The sequence below is a fragment of the Nocardia sp. NBC_00416 genome, assembly GCF_036032445.1.
Taxonomy (GTDB): Bacteria; Actinomycetota; Actinomycetes; order Mycobacteriales; family Mycobacteriaceae; genus Nocardia.
Genome location: NZ_CP107932.1, coordinates 2,166,449 through 2,184,592, shown reverse-complemented (window position 1 = coordinate 2,184,592; position 18,144 = coordinate 2,166,449). Strand labels below are relative to the sequence as shown.

7 protein-coding genes are annotated in these 18,144 nt (G+C 70.6%); 3 read left to right on the top strand and 4 right to left on the bottom strand.

Annotation, left to right across the window (positions count from 1 at the left end):
• Positions 1-18 precede the first annotated feature (18 nt).
• Positions 19-387: an STAS domain-containing protein gene (locus OG804_RS08810; protein ID WP_328395748.1), complete on the bottom strand. Its 369-nt coding sequence runs from the start codon at positions 385-387 to the stop codon at positions 19-21.
• A gap of 382 nt (positions 388-769) precedes the next feature.
• Here OG804_RS08810 and OG804_RS08805 point away from each other — a divergent pair, with 382 nt between their 5' ends.
• A complete protein-coding gene (locus tag OG804_RS08805) occupies positions 770-1,189 on the top strand; it encodes an ATP-binding protein (RefSeq protein WP_328395746.1) in 420 nt (139 codons plus the stop codon).
• A gap of 162 nt (positions 1,190-1,351) precedes the next feature.
• Here the strand turns inward: OG804_RS08805 and OG804_RS08800 are convergent, their stop codons facing one another.
• The 3 genes from OG804_RS08800 to ccrA form a co-directional block, all read right to left on the bottom strand.
• Positions 1,352-1,819: a hypothetical protein gene (locus OG804_RS08800; protein ID WP_328395744.1), complete on the bottom strand. Its 468-nt coding sequence runs from the start codon at positions 1,817-1,819 to the stop codon at positions 1,352-1,354.
• 115 nt (positions 1,820-1,934) lie between these two features.
• Positions 1,935-3,005, bottom strand: coding sequence for a class I SAM-dependent methyltransferase (locus OG804_RS08795; RefSeq protein ID WP_328395742.1), 1,071 nt, complete (start codon positions 3,003-3,005; stop codon positions 1,935-1,937).
• A gap of 186 nt (positions 3,006-3,191) precedes the next feature.
• The gene (ccrA, locus tag OG804_RS08790) at positions 3,192-4,559 is read right to left on the bottom strand and encodes a crotonyl-CoA carboxylase/reductase (RefSeq protein WP_328395740.1); all 1,368 of its coding nucleotides are present in this window, start codon (positions 4,557-4,559) and stop codon (positions 3,192-3,194) included.
• A 220-nt stretch (positions 4,560-4,779) separates the two neighbouring features.
• Here ccrA and OG804_RS08785 point away from each other — a divergent pair, with 220 nt between their 5' ends.
• Positions 4,780-13,251 carry an SDR family NAD(P)-dependent oxidoreductase gene (locus OG804_RS08785; RefSeq protein WP_328395738.1) on the top strand — a complete coding sequence of 2,824 codons (8,472 nt, stop codon included), beginning with the start codon at positions 4,780-4,782 and terminating at the stop codon, positions 13,249-13,251.
• Positions 13,251-18,125 (top strand): type I polyketide synthase, encoded by a 4,875-nt coding sequence (locus OG804_RS08780; protein WP_328395736.1) that lies wholly within the window; start codon positions 13,251-13,253, stop codon positions 18,123-18,125. The genes OG804_RS08785 and OG804_RS08780 overlap by 1 nt, the downstream gene beginning before the upstream one ends.
• Positions 18,126-18,144: the final 19 nt, after the last annotated feature.

Sequence of the window (18,144 nt, the reverse complement as noted above, 5' to 3'; positions counted from 1 at the left end):
CGGCGGCCGAACGGTGAGTCAGGACGCCGGGGTGTTGGTGCCCGCCGCGACTGCGGCGGCCAGTGAGTCGTACACCGCCAGCAGCTTGTCGAGTCCGGTCAGTTCGATGGGACGGCGCACGGCGTCGGAGACGACCACCCGCAACCCGTTCCCGGACCCGGCGGCCTCGGAGACCACGAGCAGGACGCTCAAACCGGCCGACCCCAGGAACCCGACCTCGGACATATCCACGATCAGCGGGTGTCCCTCGCGCTGAGTGTCTTCGAGGGCGGCCTGCAACTGCGGCGCCGAGGCCATATCCACCTCGCCCTGCACGGTGACGATCGCGGTGCCGTTCTCCGTGCGCACCTGTACGTCGAGCAGGCGGGGCGCGCTCTCACCACTCATCGCCGGTCCTCCAGCTCGCCATTCGCCACATTCCACCTCTACCGCTTGGAGGCCCGGCCGCAGTACGCGGCCGGGCCGTCACCGATCTCCGCAGTGAACTTACCCGATCGCCGAAGCGGAGTCATGGGCGTGAGAGCCGGTCGAAGCCGACCGTAATCTGCGCCACGTTTGCGCCGGGCGAACACCTCCTACGGTGCGAGATCCGGGTGGCCTCCTGTCCCCGGCCGGCGGCGGTGCGGTGATCGCGCGCCGCTCGGTCGAATGCCGCGTGACCGAATGGGTATGGCTAGCAGTGCACGCACTCGAACGCACAGACAGCCGAACGCCACGGGCCCGGTACCGCCTACGCCGCCCGACGGCGAGACCTACAGGAGGCGATCAGGTGACGACGACCCGCCCACTCGGGCTGGACAGTCCGCCGAAAAGATGGGAGCTGGACTTTCCGGCGAAGCCCGACCGGTTGGCCGGGGTCAGGCGCGCAGTCCAGGAGTGGCTGGCGCACTGCCCGCTCGACGAATGCCGGTCCTATGACGTATTGCTAGCCGTGGGGGAGGCCTGCGCCAACGCGGTCGAGCACGGACACCAGGGCGACGGGGGCACGATCCGGGTACGGTGTGCACTCCGCGGCGCGGGCCTGCGCATCGTGGTCGCCGATCGGGGCCGTTGGAAAGAACCCGATCCCGGACCGGACCCGATACGCGGCCGGGGTCTGGCGATCATCCGGGCCCTGATACCCGAGGTGGAGATCATCGCCTCGTCGCGCGGCACAACCGTCGATATGCGGATGCCGCTTCCTGTGTGAGCACTACAAGCGGGTCGGTGTTCGCCGGTAGTGCCGCGCCGCCGCCGGTGCCGCCGGACAGTCCGGCGGCCGAACGCATCCGGTTCTCGCGCCGCCTGCACGGCCGTTTGCTCGGTCCCGCTGCCGGACTGTCTCGGGCCGGCGGCCTGGATCAGCTCCCGGTCAGCAGCCGGTGCCGACGAAATTGCCGATGGTGCACACGGACTCGCGGCTGAGCTTCCAGGTGCCCTCGATCTGCTTCCAGGTCAGGTCGAAGGTCCAGGGCTCGTACCCCTCGGTGGTGGTGACCAGTCCGGCTGCCGCGGTATCGCCGTTGACCACGACGGGCCCGGCGATGTCCCAGCGCCAGCTGGGCGGCGCGATGGCGATCAGTCCGGCCGCGGCGTCGAATGCGGTCAGCCCGGCCTCGCCGGTTTCCAATTCGGCGGCCCGGGCCGAGCGCGGCGCGTTCAGGTTGAACAGGACGCCCATCTTGACCTTCAGTTCACCGGTCGTCGGCGCGGCGGTGTGCATCGGCGCGGTGACCGGAGCGGCCTGCGCGATACCGGCGGTGGTGACGGCGCCGAAGGTGCCGACCAGTGCGGCCGCGGCGAAACCGAGGACTGCCAGTTTGTTGCGCGTGCTGATCATGAGTTCGATACTTCCTCTGTTTGTCCGTGCCGGCCCGCTGCGCCGGGCTACCACACCGGTTAAGGTAAGGCTATCCAAACACATTGGAGCCCTGGTGGGAAGTGGCGCCGCGATCTCAGCTCAGACGGTAGAAACGCCAGAATCCGAAATCGGCGATGGGGAGGACGTCGACCGAGGTGAAACCGGCGGCGAGTGCGTACCTGCGCAGTGTCTCCTGGCGCATGACAGTACCGGTACCGGCGCTGGGCCGACTCGACATACCGTCGGGCAGGCATACGAAGAGGCTGAACCCGTACATCAATCGTTCCAACTCGTCGCCGTCGGGCCCGAACGCCTCGGCCACCGCCTCGTCCATCACCACCAGGAACCCGCCGGGCGTCAGGGCGCGGCGCGCGGCCGCCAGCACATCGACCGGCCGGGGCATATCGTGCACGCATTCGAAGGCGAACGCGATATCGGCGCCGCCCTCCGGTAACTCGGCGGCATCCGCGATCCGGAACTCGCTGCGATCCTCGACACCCGCCGCCGCGGCGTTGCGTCGCGCCATCCGCACCGAGGGCGCATCGATGTCGACGCCCTGAACCCGAGCCTGCGGGTAGGCGTGCGCGAGCGCGATGGCCGACCAGCCCGCGCCGCAGCCGATATCGAGAATTCGCGCGCCGGGGGCGCGCAGGACGGCGTCGATATCGGGTACCCCGGCCAGGGCATCGGCGAGGCGGTGCTCATACCAGGGCCGATTGCCGTCGGCCTGACCTTCACGCGCGTTGTCCCCCAGTTCGTCCCAGCTCACGCCGCCGCCGGTTCGGTAGGCCTCGAGCAGTCCGGGCAGCGCGGGTCCGGTCGCGCCGAACAACCGGGCGAACGGCGCCAGATAGTTGAGACTGTGCTCATCGGTCAGCACCTCGGCCGTGGCCGGCGGGAGGGCGAACACCCGGTCGTCGGCGCTGCCGTCGCGGTGCACGATCAGCAGCCCGGTCACCGCCTGTTGTTCCAGCCATTCCCGGGCATAGCGGGGGTGGGTCGCGGTGCGTTCGGCCAGTTCTGTGGCGGTCGCGGGACCGCGGTCGGCCAGGCTGCGATACCAGCCCAACCGATCGCCGACGAATATCGCCAGCATATCGACGGCGCCGAGTATCGCGTGGAAGACCCGGTCGGCCACGGCCGCCGCGTCCCTGTCCGCGTCCATGCCGGTAACTATCCTCCGCGGCGAGCGGGTTGTCAGCTATCCGCGCTGGTCCGGTGCATTCGCCTGCCCGGCGGCACCGCGATCAGCGAGCATCGCGGACCGTCGCGCGGCGAAACCGGACCGTCGAATCTATCCGACCGATTCGACGGGTGCCGAGTTCGGATCCGGGTCGAGCACGACGGTCTCTCACGGCGCCGGAACCAGATCGGGCTCCGGGCGCGGCGCGGAACGCAGGGGAGAGAGGAACGCCTCGCCCAACAGGTCTCGTTTGGCCTGGTCGGTGACACCGAGGCCTGCGCGCGGCGCGAGCCCCAGGACACCGACCTTGCCGACGTGCTGGTTCGTTTGCACCGAGCGCACCGCTTCGGCGACCTCCGAGAGCGGGTGCACGGCCGAGAGCGGTGGGGTGAGATGGCCGAGATCGAACAACCGGATCATCTCCGCCGCCTCTTTGAGGTTCATGGCGTGACTGCCGATCACTCGCTTCAGGTTCATCCAGAGGTAGCGGTTGTCGTATTCGTGGCGGTAGCCGCTCGAGGAGCCGCAGGTGATCACCGTGCCGCCGCGCCGGACGACGACCACGGAGATGCCGAATGTGCCGCGTCCGGTGTAATCGAAGGCGATGTGCGGATCCTCGCCGACAGCCGAACGAATCGCCCGCCCGAGTCGTTTGGCGGCCTGCACCGTGTCCTCCGGGGTGCGGTCGCCGCCGCCGATCCCCAGTTCGGCACGGTTGATGACGATATCGCAGCCGAGTTTCTTCAGGAGGGGCGCTTTGTCGTCGGAAGAGACGATGCCGACGGGCACACCACCGCCGTTGCGCACCAACTGGGTGGCGAAGGCGCCGAGACCTCCGGCGGCCCCCCAGATCAGCACGATATCGCCCTGTTTGATGCGGGCGCCGTGTTCGCCCACCAGCATCCGGTAGGCCGTACCGCCGCACAGGTTGATGCAGGCCGCCTCCTCCCAGGTCAGGTGGGCGGGTTTGGGCAGCAGCTGGCTCACCCGCACGACGCAGTAGTGGGCGAGCGCGCCGAAATTGGTCTCGTAGCCCCAGGCCGTCATCGCCGGATCGAGCATCGCGTCGTCGTGGGCGGCCGGATGCTGATCGTCGACCACGACGGGCGAGACCGTCACATGATCGCCGACCTTCCAATTGCGGACCCCCGCACCGGTCCGGACGATCACGCCGGCCGCATCCGACCCGATCACCTGATAGTCCTGCTTGTGCCGGGTCGCGTAGCCGCCCGCCCGGGCGAAGCGGTCGAGCATATCGAAGGTCGAGACGGGCTCGAAGATCGACGACCACACGGTGTTGAAATTGATGGAGCTCGCCATCACCGCGACGAGCGCTTCGTCCGGCGCGAGCTCGGGCATGGGCACATATCCGAGATGGATCGACCGCCGCGGATCCTTATCGGTGTGGCCGGCGAAGATGCCGACGTCCTCGCGCCGCAGATGCGCGGCCAGATAGTCGCGCGGAACCTGCTGTGCCTGCAATACTTCGGCGGGTGCTCCGTCGAGTACCGCCTCGGCGAGGGTATCGTCCGTCATGATCGGGCTCCTTCCCACCACGCGGGAGACCTCACGCGGGTAATCTGTTGGGCTACAGCGCCATTGATTCCGAGGCCGGGGCACCGACGATCAGCCTCAACGGAACGTTAGGTCGCGTCGCGGGGACCGTGAAAGCCCCTACCGCCCCCTAATGAGCCGCCGGTCGCGGCGGCTCGGGTAGGGGTGTTCGGCACCGGGATTTCCCGCAACGCTGATCGGTATGCCAGCCGATCTTCGTGCTTTCGACTCGTCCTCCCCGGGCTCCGATCGCCGGGGACAGGACGAACTGCCCGCATCCGCTAGCGGTCCCATTGCGATCGTCGGGATGGCGGGCCGCTTCCCGGGTGCGGACGACATCGCGCGGTTCTGGGAACTACTCGCCGCGGGCGGCGACGCGATCACCACCGATGATCGGCAGCCGCGGCCGGGCGGCTTCCTCCGGAATGTGACCGGTATGGACGGCGGCTTCTTCGCCGTATCCGCCGCCGAGGCCGCCGCGATGGACCCCCAGCAGCGGCTCCTGCTGGAGCTCGCCTGGGAGGCGCTCGAGGACAGCCGGACCTCGCCGGCCGCGAAGCGCGGCGGTTCCGTGGGCGTGTACATCGGCGGCATGCACGGGGATTACGAGAATCTGGCGAATGCGGCGCCGCCCACCCGGCACACCCTCACCGGACTCAACCGCGGCATGCTGGCCAACCGGATCTCGTACTTTCTCGGCCTGCGCGGGCCCAGCCTCACCGTCGACGCCGGGCAGGCGTCCTCACTGGTGGCGGTCCATCTGGCGGTCCAGGCCATTCGCCATGGTGAATGCGACGAGGCACTGGCGGGTGGGGTGAATCTCGCGCTGAGCGACCGCGAGACGGGGATTGCGGAGCAATTCGGTGCGCTCTCACCTGATCACACCTGCTTCACCTTCGACGAGCGCGCCAACGGCTACGTCCGGGGCGAAGGCGGGGCCCTGGTCGCGTTGAAACCGCTGGCGGCCGCGGTCGCGGCGGGTGACCGGATCTATGCGGTCGTTCATGGATCGGCGGTGAACAACGACGGCGCGAACTCGGATTCGCTGACCACTCCGAGCGCCGACGCCCAGGCCGACGTGCTGCGGGCCGCGCTCGACGACGCGAGCCTGGGCCCCGAGCAGATCGACTATGTCGAATTGCACGGCACCGGAACACCGGTCGGCGACCCGGTCGAAGCGGCGGCCCTGGGCCGGGTCTACGGCACCACGCCGCACCGGAGGGGTGCGCTGCGGGTCGGATCGGTCAAGACGAATATCGGTCATCTGGAGGGTGCGGCGGGTATCGCGGGCCTGGTCAAGGCGGCTTTGGCGATCCGGCACTCCGAGATCCCCCCGACCCGCAACTTCCGGTCGCCGAATCCGCGTATCCCGCTGGGGGATCTCGGGTTGGAGATGGTGCTGACACGGACCCCCTGGCGGGCGGCCGGGACAATCGCGGCCGGAGTGAGTTCGTTCGGCATGGGCGGCGTCAACTGTCATCTCGTGCTCTGTGCGCCGCCGGATGCCGGAGCACCGGACCCGCGGCCGCCCCGCCGGGGTGATGATCCCACTCCGCTCGTACTTTCCGCCGCGACGCCCGGTGCGCTACGGGCGCGCGCCGGGCAGTTGCGCGATGCGCTCACCGCCAGCACCGACCTGGACGATCTAGCGTATTCGCTGCATACGACCCGGGCGCGGCACGACCATCGGGCGGTGATCGTCGGGCGTGATCGCGGTGAACTGCTCAGTGGTCTGGAGGCGGCGGCGGCGGGCGCCCCCACCGCGCAGGTGGTGGCGGGCGCGGTGGCGCGGACCGAGCACGGGGCCGCCGGGCGGATCGCTTTCGTGTTCCCCGGGCAGGGGGCGCAGCGGCCGGGGATGGCACGAGCCCTGTACCGGACCAGCCCGGCGTTCGCGGCTCGGCTCGACGCGGTCGTCGAGCATTTCGCCCCGCACCTCGATATCGATCTGCTCGACCTGCTGACCGGCGAGAGCGATACCGCCGCGCTGCTGGACCGGACGCAATACACGCAACCCGCACTCTTCGCGGTGGAACTCGCGTTGTTCGAATTCGCCGGTGAATTCGGCGTGGCCGCCGACTATCTGATCGGACATTCCATCGGAGAACTGGTCGCCGCCACGGCCTCCGGCGCGTTCGAGGTGGCCGAGGCGGCCCGGTTGGTCGCCGAACGCGGCCGCCTGATGCAGTCGGCCCCGCGGGGTGGTGCGATGGTGGCGATCGCCGCCGCCGAAACAGAATTGCGCGAGTACCGGGAGACCGTGGGGGCCGACTTCGATATCGCGGCGGTGAACCATCGCCGGGCGACGGTGATCTCGGGCGACGCGGCGACTGTCACCGTGGTCGGCGCGGCGTTCGCGGCCCGCGGGCACCGGACCACCGAACTCGCCGTGAGCCACGCCTTCCATTCCGCGTACATGGATTCCGCGGCCGCGGCCTTCCACGACGTGGTGTCCGCGACCACGGTAGGCCCGCTGGCGATTCCGGTCGTCTCGAATGTGACCGGGCGACTGCTCACCGGTTCGGAGCTGGCCGATCCCGGTTATCTCGCCCGGCAACTGCGGCAGACGGTGCGGTTCGGCGCCGGTGTGGAGACACTGCTGGACCACGAGGTCACCTGTTTCGTGGAACTCGGGCCCGGGTCCGGACTGTCGAGCGCGATCCGGGCCGCGCCGGGCGTCGATGGCCGGTCGATCGCGGCGATACCCGCGCTGCGTGCGGGTATTGCCGGCGCCGCCGAGTTCGTGCGAGTGCTGGCCGAGATCGAATGCGCGGGGGCCGGTGTCGGCTGGGAGAAGCTGTCCGGCTCGCGCCGGCGGATCGACCTGCCCACCTACCCTTTTCAGCGCACAGCCCATTGGCTGGACCCGGCAGCGGGCAGGGAGGTGTCCGCGACGGCGGTACCGCCGCACGGTGCGGAACCGGATCCGTCCGTGTCCGCGGCAATCGAACCGGCGGCCGCTGTCGGCGCGGCGCTGGCACGGGTACTCGGCACGACCTCGCCGACCGACGACGAACTGCGACGTGACTTCAAATCTCTGGGCATGGACTCCCTGGGCGCGGTCCAGTTCCGGGACACGGTCGCGGAGCTGTCCGGACTGACACTGCCCGCGTCACTGGTCTACGACCACCCCACACCCCGCGCGGTGATCGCCCATCTCGCCGAATTGCGCGGGGCGGAGGAGCAACCGGTGCCGTGGACCGGTGCCCGGGCGCCGAGCGGACCCGGTCCGGCGGACACCGGGCAGGGTCCGGTCCGGCCGGAGTCCGGCGACGACGAGGTGGTGATCGTGTCGACGGCCGGACGCTGGCCCGGCGGACTGGATACGCCCGAGGAACTCTGGGCGGCACTCGCGGAAGGCCGGGAGCTCGTGGGTGAGTTGCCCACGGATCGCGAGTGGGACCTCGCGGCGCTGCGCGACACCGGGGCAGGAGGTGCTCTCGGCACCCAGCGGGGCGGCTTTCTCTACGACGCCGCGGAATTCGACGCCGCGTTCTTCGGTGTCGGCCCGCGCGAGGCGCAGTCCATGGACCCACAGCAGCGCCTCCTGCTCGAATCGACGTGGACGTGCCTGCAACGGGCAGGTCTGGCGCCCAGTGCCCTGCGCGGCAGTGTGACAGGTGTGTACATCGGTGCGGTCCAGCAGGAGTACGGGCCGAGAATGCACGAGGCGGAGTCCGCCGCGGCCGGGTATCTGCTGACCGGGACCACCAACAGTGTGATCTCCGGCCGGCTCGCCTACCACTTCGGCTTCGCGGGGCCCGCGGTCACCATCGATACCGCGTGCTCCTCGTCGCTGGTCGCACTGCACCTGGCGGTGCGGGCACTGCGCGACCGGGAATGCGACCTCGCCGTGGTCGGCGGGGTGTGTGTGATGGCGGCCCCCGGCATGTTCACCGAATTCGGCAGACAGGGCGGCCTCGCGGGCGACGGCCGGTGCAAACCCTTCGCCGACGACGCCGACGGTACGGTCTGGGCGGAAGCTGTCGCGACGCTGCTGGTCGAACGTCGCGCGGACGCGGTGCGCGCGGGGCATCGCATCCTCGCCGTCGTGCGTGGCACCGCGATCAACTCCGACGGTGCGAGCAACGGGCTCACCGCGCCGAGTGGGACCGCGCAGCAGCGGGTGATCACGGCCGCGCTCGCGGACGCACGAATCACCGCCGACGCCGTCGACGTGGTGGAGGCGCACGGCACCGGGACCGCTCTCGGCGACCCGATCGAGGCGGAGGCGCTCGCCGCGACCTACGGCCGGGCGCACGGTCCGCAGCGGCCCGTACTGGTCGGATCGGTGAAATCCAATATCGGCCACACCCAGGCCGCGGCCGGGGTGACCGGCGTGATCAAACTGGTCGGCGCGCTGCGTTCGGGCACGGTGCCGCCGACGATCAATGTCGGCAGCCCGAGTCGCCTGGTGGATTGGGACCGGGCGCATCTCGACGTCCCGGCCGCCGGGCCGGTGCCCTGGCCGCGTACCGGCGGCCCGCGGATCGCCGCGATCTCCTCGTTCGGCATCAGCGGAACCAACGCGCACGCGATCCTCCAGGAGCCGGGCGAGCCGGTCGGTTCGTGGCGCACCGATGAGAGCGGCAACGAGGAATCTGTCCGAGTGCGGGGGCAGGGATCCGCAGCGGACGAACTGCCGGTGCCGCTGGTGTTCTCGGCGCGGTCGGCGCAGTCGCTGCGCGCCCATGCGGCGGCGCTGCGTACCGCGGCGGCTGCCCGTGTTCCGGCCGGCCTGCTCGCGGTGGCGGACGAATTGTGCCGCGTGGACGAGGGATTCGCATATCGCGCGGTGGTACGGCCGGACCCGGACGGGATATTGGAGGCGCTGCACGCGGTCGCCGCCGGTTCGCCCAGCGCCGGCGCATTCGTCGCCGGACCTCCGGATCGAGTGCGCCCGCGCGCGTTCGTATTCTCCGGCCAGGGCAGCCAGCGGGTCGGGATGGGTGTCTCGCTGGCCGGATCGGTCCCGGCGTTCGCGACGGCACTGGCCGAGGTGATCGACCACCTCGACCGGTACCTGCCACAGCCCCTCGGGCCGGTGCTGTCCGGCGCGGCCGGGGCGGATCTCGTCCACCGGACGCGTTACACCCAGCCGGCCGTTTTCGCGTTCGAGGTCGCCATGTTCCGGTGGCTCGAATCGTTGGGCCTTCGGCCGGATTTCGTAGCCGGACATTCGATCGGCGAACTGGCCGCCGCGCACGTTGCCGCGGTGCTGGACCTCGATGACGCCTGCCGACTGGTCGCGGCGCGTGGGCGGCTGATGGACGAGATCGCCGAGCCCGGGGCGATGGCCGCGCTGGAGGCCACCGAAGCCGAGGTCCTCGGCTCGCTCGCCGAATACGCCGGTGTGGATATCGCGGCGGTGAACGCGCCGCGCGCCATCGTGATCTCCGGGGACCGCGCCGCGGTCGAGGCGGTAGCCGACGAGTATCGGTCCGCGGGCCGGAAAGCCCGCCTGCTCACTGTTTCCCATGCGTTCCATTCCCCGCACATGGACGCGATCACCGATGAGTTCGCACGGGTCGCCGACAGCGTGCGGATCGAGTCGCCGCGGATCGCGCTGGTCTCCTCGCTCACCGGCCGGATCGTCGACTCCGCGGCCGAACTCGGCAGCGACTACTGGGTGCGGCACGCACGCCGCACCGTCCGATTCGCCGATGCGGTCCGGACGTTGCACGACGCCGGAGTCCGCACCTACCTGGAGGTGGGACCCGACGCGGTCCTGCTGCCGATGATCACGCAGTCGGTACCGGACTCGGCAGCGGAACCGCCGGTGGTCCTCGCGGCGACCGCGACCCGCCGTGGCGCCGAACCGGTCACCGCGGCGCGGGCGCTGGAGGCGCTCTACCTCGACGGCGCGGACCTGCGGTGGCGCGACCTCGCGCGGACCAGGCCCGCGGAGACGACCCCGCTGCCCACCTACGCCTTCAGCCGTACCCGTTACTGGAGCAGTCCGCGGCCGAGCGACCGGAACCATCCGGTCCTCGCGACGGTCGTGCGTTCCGTCGACGACGCCGTGCTGCTCACCGGAGTCGTCTCGTTGCGCTCCGCGCCGTGGCTCGCCGATCACGTGGTCGGCAGCGCAGCGATCTTTCCCGGGACCGGATTCCTGGATCTGGCGCTGTACGCCGCCGCGGTCGCGGGAGACGAGGAGGTCGAACAGCTCGACCTGACGGTCCCGATGCCGCTCGCCGAATCCGACCGAGTCGTCGAGGTCGTGGTGGCCGCACCCGAGCACCGCGGTCCGGGAGCGACGCGGCACCTGTCCATCCGCTCGCGCACCGCCGACTCCGACTGGGTGACCCATGCGACCGGGCAGCTGACGCGGTCCGGGTCGGCGTGTGCCAGGGCGCAGGCGCAGGGCGAGCTGCTGGTCCCGCAGCGGTCGACCGCGGAACTGTACGACGACCTGGCCGCCGACGGTTACCGGTACGGTCCGGCGTTCCGGAATCTGCGGCAGTGGGCGGTGGCAGAATCCGGACGGCTCCGGGCGGTCGTCGAACTCGACCGGACAGTCCCGGCCGACAGCGGATATCGCGTGCATCCGGCGCTGCTCGACGCGGTGCTCCACCCGTTCGTCGCGGCCGTGCTGAACGCCGGATCGGGTACGGTGGTGCCCGCTCAGTTCCGCGGGGTCCGGGTCCGCTCCCAACCGCGTGGGCCGGTGACCGCGTATCTCGCGCGCACCGATCGATACAGCGCCGGAATACGACTCGCGGCGGCCGACGGTGATCCGATCGTCGAGATCGATGAGGTGACCCTGCTGCCGGCGACTCTGCCGACCGGCCCGGACGACGGGGTGCCCGGCCGGTTGATCCGGCGGCCCGCCGGCCCGGTAGCGGCCGTGGCGCGCGGCGAGGTCGCGGTCATCGCGGCCGGCGGCGGTGCGGGCGGATTCACCGGTCCGGCAGCGCTGCGTGACGCGGTCCGCGACGGGAGACCGGTACCGGCGGTGGTGCTCGCCGTGCCGGAGCCGTCGGCGAGCGATATCGACGATGTCGCCGCGGCGACGCATCGCGTCGTCGCCGAGCACATCACGCTGCTGCAGGACTGGGTGAACGACGATCTGTGGGCCGATTCGCAACTCGCGGTGGTGATCGACGGGACGGACTGCTCACCCGGGGCCCTTTCGCGGCAGGCGCTCGCGGGACTGGTGCGCAGTGCCCAGCACGAATGGCCGGGACGGTTCCGGTTGGTCGACACCGATGCGCCTGCCGAGGTCGGGCAGTTGGCGGCCGCAGTCGAGACCATCGCCGATCCCGAGGTCGTGCTCCGGTCCGGCCGGGTGCACGAAGCCGCGGTGGAACCGCTGCGGCCCGCCGACAGCTCCGGCGGAAATGGCCGCGACGCCGATCCGTTCGACGGCACGGTGCTGGTCACCGGCGCTTCGGGAGCGCTGGCTCGGATCGTCTGCCGGCACCTCGTCACAGCACATCGCGCGCGGCGTCTGCTCCTGGTGAGCCGCACGCCCGTGCGCGCCGAGCTGATCGGCGAACTCGAGCGGCTCGGCGCGGAGGTGACCACGGCCGCCTGCGATATCGCCGAGCCCGGCCGGATCGGGCAGCTGCTCGCCGGAATCGACCCGGCCACACCGCTCACCGCGATCTTTCACTTGGCCGGCGTCCTCGACGACGCGGCGTTGACCACTATCGAACCCGGGCAGCTCGCCGCGACCCTGCGGCCCAAGGTCGACGGCGCCTGGAACTTGCACGAGCAGACGCTGCACTGCCGGGAACTCAGGGCGTTCGTGCTGTTCTCGTCGATGGTGGCGACCACCGGCAATCCGGGCCAATCCTGCTACGGCGCCGCGAACTCCTTCCTCGACGGGCTGGCCCGGCTGCGGCACAGCCTGGGCCTGCCCGCGACCTCGATCGGCTGGGGGCTCTGGGAAGCCGCCGAGGGTATGGGGTCCGCGCTCACGAACACCGAACGCGCGCGGCTGCGGCGATCGGGTGTCGGGTCGCTGACCGCCGAGCAGGCGACGCGGTACCTCGATATCGCGCTCGCCGCCGGGGCGCAGCATGTCCTGGCCACGTCGGCATGGCGGACGGCGGCCGTCACCCCGGCCGGTCGGTGGCCCGCCACGGCCTCGCGACCTGCCGATATCGATACCGCTCCCGTCGACCCTCTCGATTCGGCCGACCAGGGCGTGCTGCCGCCCGGCCCGCGCAAGGACATCGCCGCCGCGCTCGTCCGGGACGCGGTGGCCCGGGCACTGGGCTTCGCCTCGGGCGCCGATCTCGATCTCCGGCGGGGATTCCTGGACATGGGGGTGGATTCGCTGGCCGCGGTGGAACTGCGCAATGAGATATCCCGGGCCTGCGGTCTCCGCCTGCCCGCGACGGTGCTGATCGACTATCCGACCGTCGAACAGCTCGGCGAACACCTCGCCGAACTCCTCGAACGCGGCGAATCATCGCCGGTGCCGAAAGCATCCGGCGCGGACTTCGACCTCGCGGGTCTGCTCGCCCAGCTGGAGCGGGCGAACCGGGAATCCACCATCGCCGACGGCGCGGCCCGCGATCAGCTGTTGACCCAGCTGCGGGAGCTCACCTCGAAAGTCGATCGCGCCCGCCGCACCGACGAACTCGATCTGACCCCGGCCACCGACGACGAAATCTTCGACCTGATCGACAACCAGCTCGGATTGAGCCGAGATGAGGCGTGATGACGACCACCAGCGAAGACAAACTGCGCGACTATCTCAAGCGGGTCACCGCTGAATTGCAGCGCACCAGAAGAGAACTGGAAGAGACGGCCGCCCGAGCCGACGAACCCATCGCGATCGTGAGCATGGCGTGCCGTTATCCGGGCGGTGTGCGGTCCCCGGAGGACCTGTGGGACCTCGTCGCCGGCGGAACCGATGCGGTCGGCGAGTTTCCCGGCAACCGCGGGTGGTCGTCCACGCTGTACGACGCCGACCCGGACACGCCTGGTAAATCGACGACGAACCAAGGCGGATTCCTCTACGACGCCGACCAATTCGACCCTGCGTTCTTCAATATCGGGAACCGGGAGGCGGTGGCCACCGATCCACAGCAGCGTCTCGTACTCGAACTGAGCTGGGAACTGCTGGAGCGGGCCGCTATCGTTCCCGACAGTCTGCGCGGCAGCAACACCGGTGTGTTCACCGGCGTCATGTACTACGACTACGGCACCCAGCTGCCGACCGGTTCACCACAGGACGGGTACGTGGTGATCGGCAGTGCGGCGAGCGTGGTCTCCGGCCGGGTGGCCTACCACCTGGGCCTGACCGGGCCCGCGGTGACCGTCGATACCGCCTGCTCGTCCTCCCTGGTGGCGATCGCGCAGGCCTGTGCCGCGCTGCGCCGCGGCGATACCGATCTGGCGGTCGCGGGTGGTGTCACGATCATGTCGACACCGACGACGTTCATCGATTTCAGCCGGCAGCGTGCGCTGTCACCGGACGGCCGGTGCCGGTCGTTCTCCGAGACGGCCGACGGCACCGGCTGGTCCGAGGGTGCGGGACTCCTGCTGCTCGAACGGGTTTCGGACGCGCGCCGCAACGGTCGCCGGATCCACGGCCTGATCCGGTCCTGCGCGATCAACCAGGACGGTGCGAGCAGTCAGCTGACCGCACCGAACGGTCCCGCGCAGGAACGGGTCATCGGCGCCGCTCTCGACCGGGCCGGTCTGTCGCCTGCCGATATCGATGTCGTCGAGGCGCACGGGACGGGAACCGTGCTCGGCGACCCCATCGAGATCGGCGCGCTGGCCCGGGCCTACGGCGCCGGGCGGTCGCCCGACGACCCCATCCACGTCGGGTCGTTGAAATCCAATATCGGGCACAGCCAGGCCGCCGCCGGGGTCGGGGCGGTGATCAAGATGGCGATGGCCATGGCGCACGCGCGCCTACCGCGATCGCTGTACGCCGACCGCCCCACCCGGCACATCGACTGGGACGAGATACCGCTGCGGTTGCTGGCCGAAGAGCGCGACTGGCCGCACCGGGACAGACCTCGGCGCGCGGGCATCTCCTCGTTCGGGATCAGCGGCACCAACGCCCATCTCATCCTCGAACAGGCCGGGGAACAGCCCGGCGGCACTCGCGACGGCCGGACGGCGAACACCGGCGGGCCGCATCCGTGGGTGCTGTCGGCGCGCAGCGAGCAGGCGCTGCGGGGGCAGGCGGCGGAGTTGTCCCACCACCTGCGCCGCCAGGAGTCCGCGGATCTCGCGGCGATCGCCCGGACCCTGGCGGTCGGCCGGACCGCCTTCGAATACCGGTCCGCGATCGTCGGCGACACTCTCGACGATCTGCTGTCCGGGCTCGGCGCCCTGGGCTCGGGGGCCGGACTCGCTTCCGCGCATATCGGCAGGGCGCGGCATTCTTCGGTCACCTTCCTGTTCAGCGGACAGGGCAGTCAATTCCCCGGAATGGGTCGCGAACTGCGGCAGCGGTTCCCGGTGTTCCGGGAGACCTTCGACCGGATCTGCGCGGTCTTCGACACCGTGCGCGCGGGAACACCGGCGGTTCCGCTGCGCGACGTCGTGCTCGGAGAGGACGCCGGCGCAGCCCTGCTCGACCAGACTCTCTACACCCAGACCGGGCTGTTCGCCGTCGAAGTGGCCCTGGCCGAACTGTTGCGCTCCTGGGGTATCCGGCCGGCGTGCGTGGTCGGACATTCGATCGGTGAGATCGCGGCCGCGCACGTGGCCGGTGTGCTGTCACTGGACGACGCGTGCCGCCTGGTAGCTGTGCGGGCCCGCCTGATGCAGCACTCGGGCCGGACCGGGGCCATGATGGCGGTCGAGGCCACCGCCGACGAAGTGCGCGTCCGCGCGAGCGGGTCGGCGGTGGATATCGCCGCCGTCAACGGACCACGTTCCGTTGTCGTCTCCGGCGACCCGGAGCGGATAGCGGCGGTCGCGGAACTGTTCCGGCGGGAAGGTCGCCGGACCAAACGCCTCAACACCTCGCACGCGTTCCACTCCGCACAGATGGACGGGGTACTGGCCGAATTCGAGGCCGCGGCCGCGGAGCTGACCTACCGGCCCGCAGTGCTGCCGATCATCGCCGATCTGAGCGGAGAACGGGTCGAGACCGGGGACGTGCTCGATGCCCGGTACTGGACCCGGCAGATACGCGAGACCGTCCGGTTCGCGCAGGCCGTCGAATCGGCTCAGGCGCTGGGGGAGAACGTCTTTCTCGAAGTGGGGCCGGGTGGTGTGCTCGCCGCGCTCGCCGCCGATACGCTCGGTGCGCAACCCGCGCCGACGGGGCCGGGCGGCGCGGAGCCGGTGGTGATCACCACCTTGCGCGCCGGAGTTCGCGCCGACGAATCCGTGCTGGCGGCCGTGGCCCGCCTGCACGTCGAAGGCGTGACACCGGATTGGACCGCGGTGCTCCCGGACTCTGCGCTCGTGCCGTTGCCCACCTACGCGTTCCAGCGGGAACGGCATTGGCCGGCGCGTCCCGCGGAACAAGGTGCGGCCGCCGATGCGTCCGATACCGACTTCTGGACCGTGGTCCGCGAGCAGGATCCGGATGCGCTGCGGCTGCTACTCGGAGATGTCGGCGACACGGTGACCGTTGAGGGCCTGGTGGAGAGGCTGGCGGCCTATCACGAGCGGACCCGCACGGCCGGCGAGCGCGACAGGTGGAGCTATTCGGTCGAATTCGCCGATATCGCGGTCCCGTCCGCGAGTGCCGAACCGGGGACGTGGCTGGTGGTCGATCACCGCGGCAGCGACCAGGGCGCGGGGGTGCCGGCCGCGCTGCGGGCACTGGGTGCGACCGTGCGCGAACTGCTGTTCGAGCCGGACGAATTCGACGATCTCGCGGCCTTCCGGGCCCGAGTGCGCGACGCCGTCGGCTCGGTCGCTCCGTCGGGGATCATCGCACTGTCGGCGCCGCCGGGCGCAACCGCCGCGGACCCCGGACCGGCGCTGGCCCGGACTCTGTATCCGATCGTCACGCTCGTGCAGGAATGCGAGAGCCTCGGAGTGGACACCAGGGTATGGGCGGTGACCACGGGGGCGGTCGCGGCGGTCGCGGCAGACCGGGCACCCGGTCCGGCGGACGCGCTGGTGTGGGGATTCGGCGCCGTGGCCGCGGTGGAAGTACCGCATATCTGGGGCGGCGTGATCGATATCGACGATCCGGCTACCGCGGCCGGCGCCGTGGCCGCGGTGAGTACCGCCGGGGCAGGTCGCGAAACCGAGATCGCCGTGCGGTCCGGGCGGATGCTCGCCCGGCGGCTCGTCCGTCATCGCTCCGCCGCAACCGGGCAGGCCTGGACACCGGACCCCGACACGACGATCTTGATCACGGGCGGATTCGGCGCGCTGGGTCGCGCACTGGCCCGATGGCTGGTCGAGCACGGCGCCCGGCAGCTGCTGCTCACCGGCCGGAGCGGGGCCGAAAGCGCCGGGGCCCGGGAATTCGCCGGCGAACTGACCGGCCTCGGTGCGCAGGTGAGCGTCGCCCGATGCGATGTGGCCGATCTGGGGGCCCTGCGAGCCGTCGTGGAGTCGGTGGATCCCGCGCATCCGCTGGCCGCTGTCTTCCACACGGCGGCCGCACTCGACGATGCGTCGATCGCCGCACTCACCCCCGCGCAGATACGCAACGCCCTCGCCGCCAAAGCGGTCGGGGCGCACAATCTGCACGAGGTCACCCGGTCGCACCGATTGTCCGCCTTCGTGTTGTTCTCCTCGGTGGCCGGACTGTGCGGAGTATCCGGACAGGCCAACTACGCCCCCGGCAACAGTTATCTCGACGCGCTCGCCCGCCATCGGGAGCGCAACGGTCTACCGGCCACCTCTATCTCCTGGGGTCTGTGGGCGGGCGACGGAATCATCGACGAGTCCGGCGCGCGGCGTGCGGCGGCCAACGGGTTCCGGCCGATGGACCCGGCCCGAGCGCTGGCCGTGCTCCCGTTCGCCATCGCCGGGCGCGACAGCCACCGCGTGGTGGCCGATGTGAACTGGGACCGGCTCGCCGCGCAGCAGCACAATGCCGTCACGAGCGGCCTGGTCGAGGTCACCCGGGCCGACGCCGCCGCCGAAACCACGCACGACACGCTGTGGCGTGAGCTGACGGCACTGCCCGACGCGGCGCGGCGCGACCGGGTGGTCGGGCTCGTCCAGGAACATATCGCCGCGGTCCAGGCGATCGGCTCGCCCGCACGGATCGATCCGCAGCGCAGCTTCAGCGACCAGGGGTTCGATTCGATCACCGCCGTGGAACTGCGCAACCGGTTGCGGGCGCGCACGGGTCTCGCGCTGTCGCCGGCGGTGCTGTTCGACTATGCGACCCCGGCGGCGCTCGCGGACCATCTGCTGTCCCAGCGGTTCGCCGAGCATTCCGGGCCCGATGTCGTCGGGCAGATCGCGCACCTGGGTGAATCGCTGACCGGCCTGGACGGCGACCTGGCCGCCCGGGCCCGGTCCGAACTGACCGCTCTGCTGGCCGTACTCGACCGTCGCGCGACCGACGCGGACCCGGTCGAGCAGTTGGACGACGCCACGGACGCGGAGCTCGCCGAGTTCATCGAGAAGAACCTCGGCATCTCCTGATCAACCCGCACGATGCGAC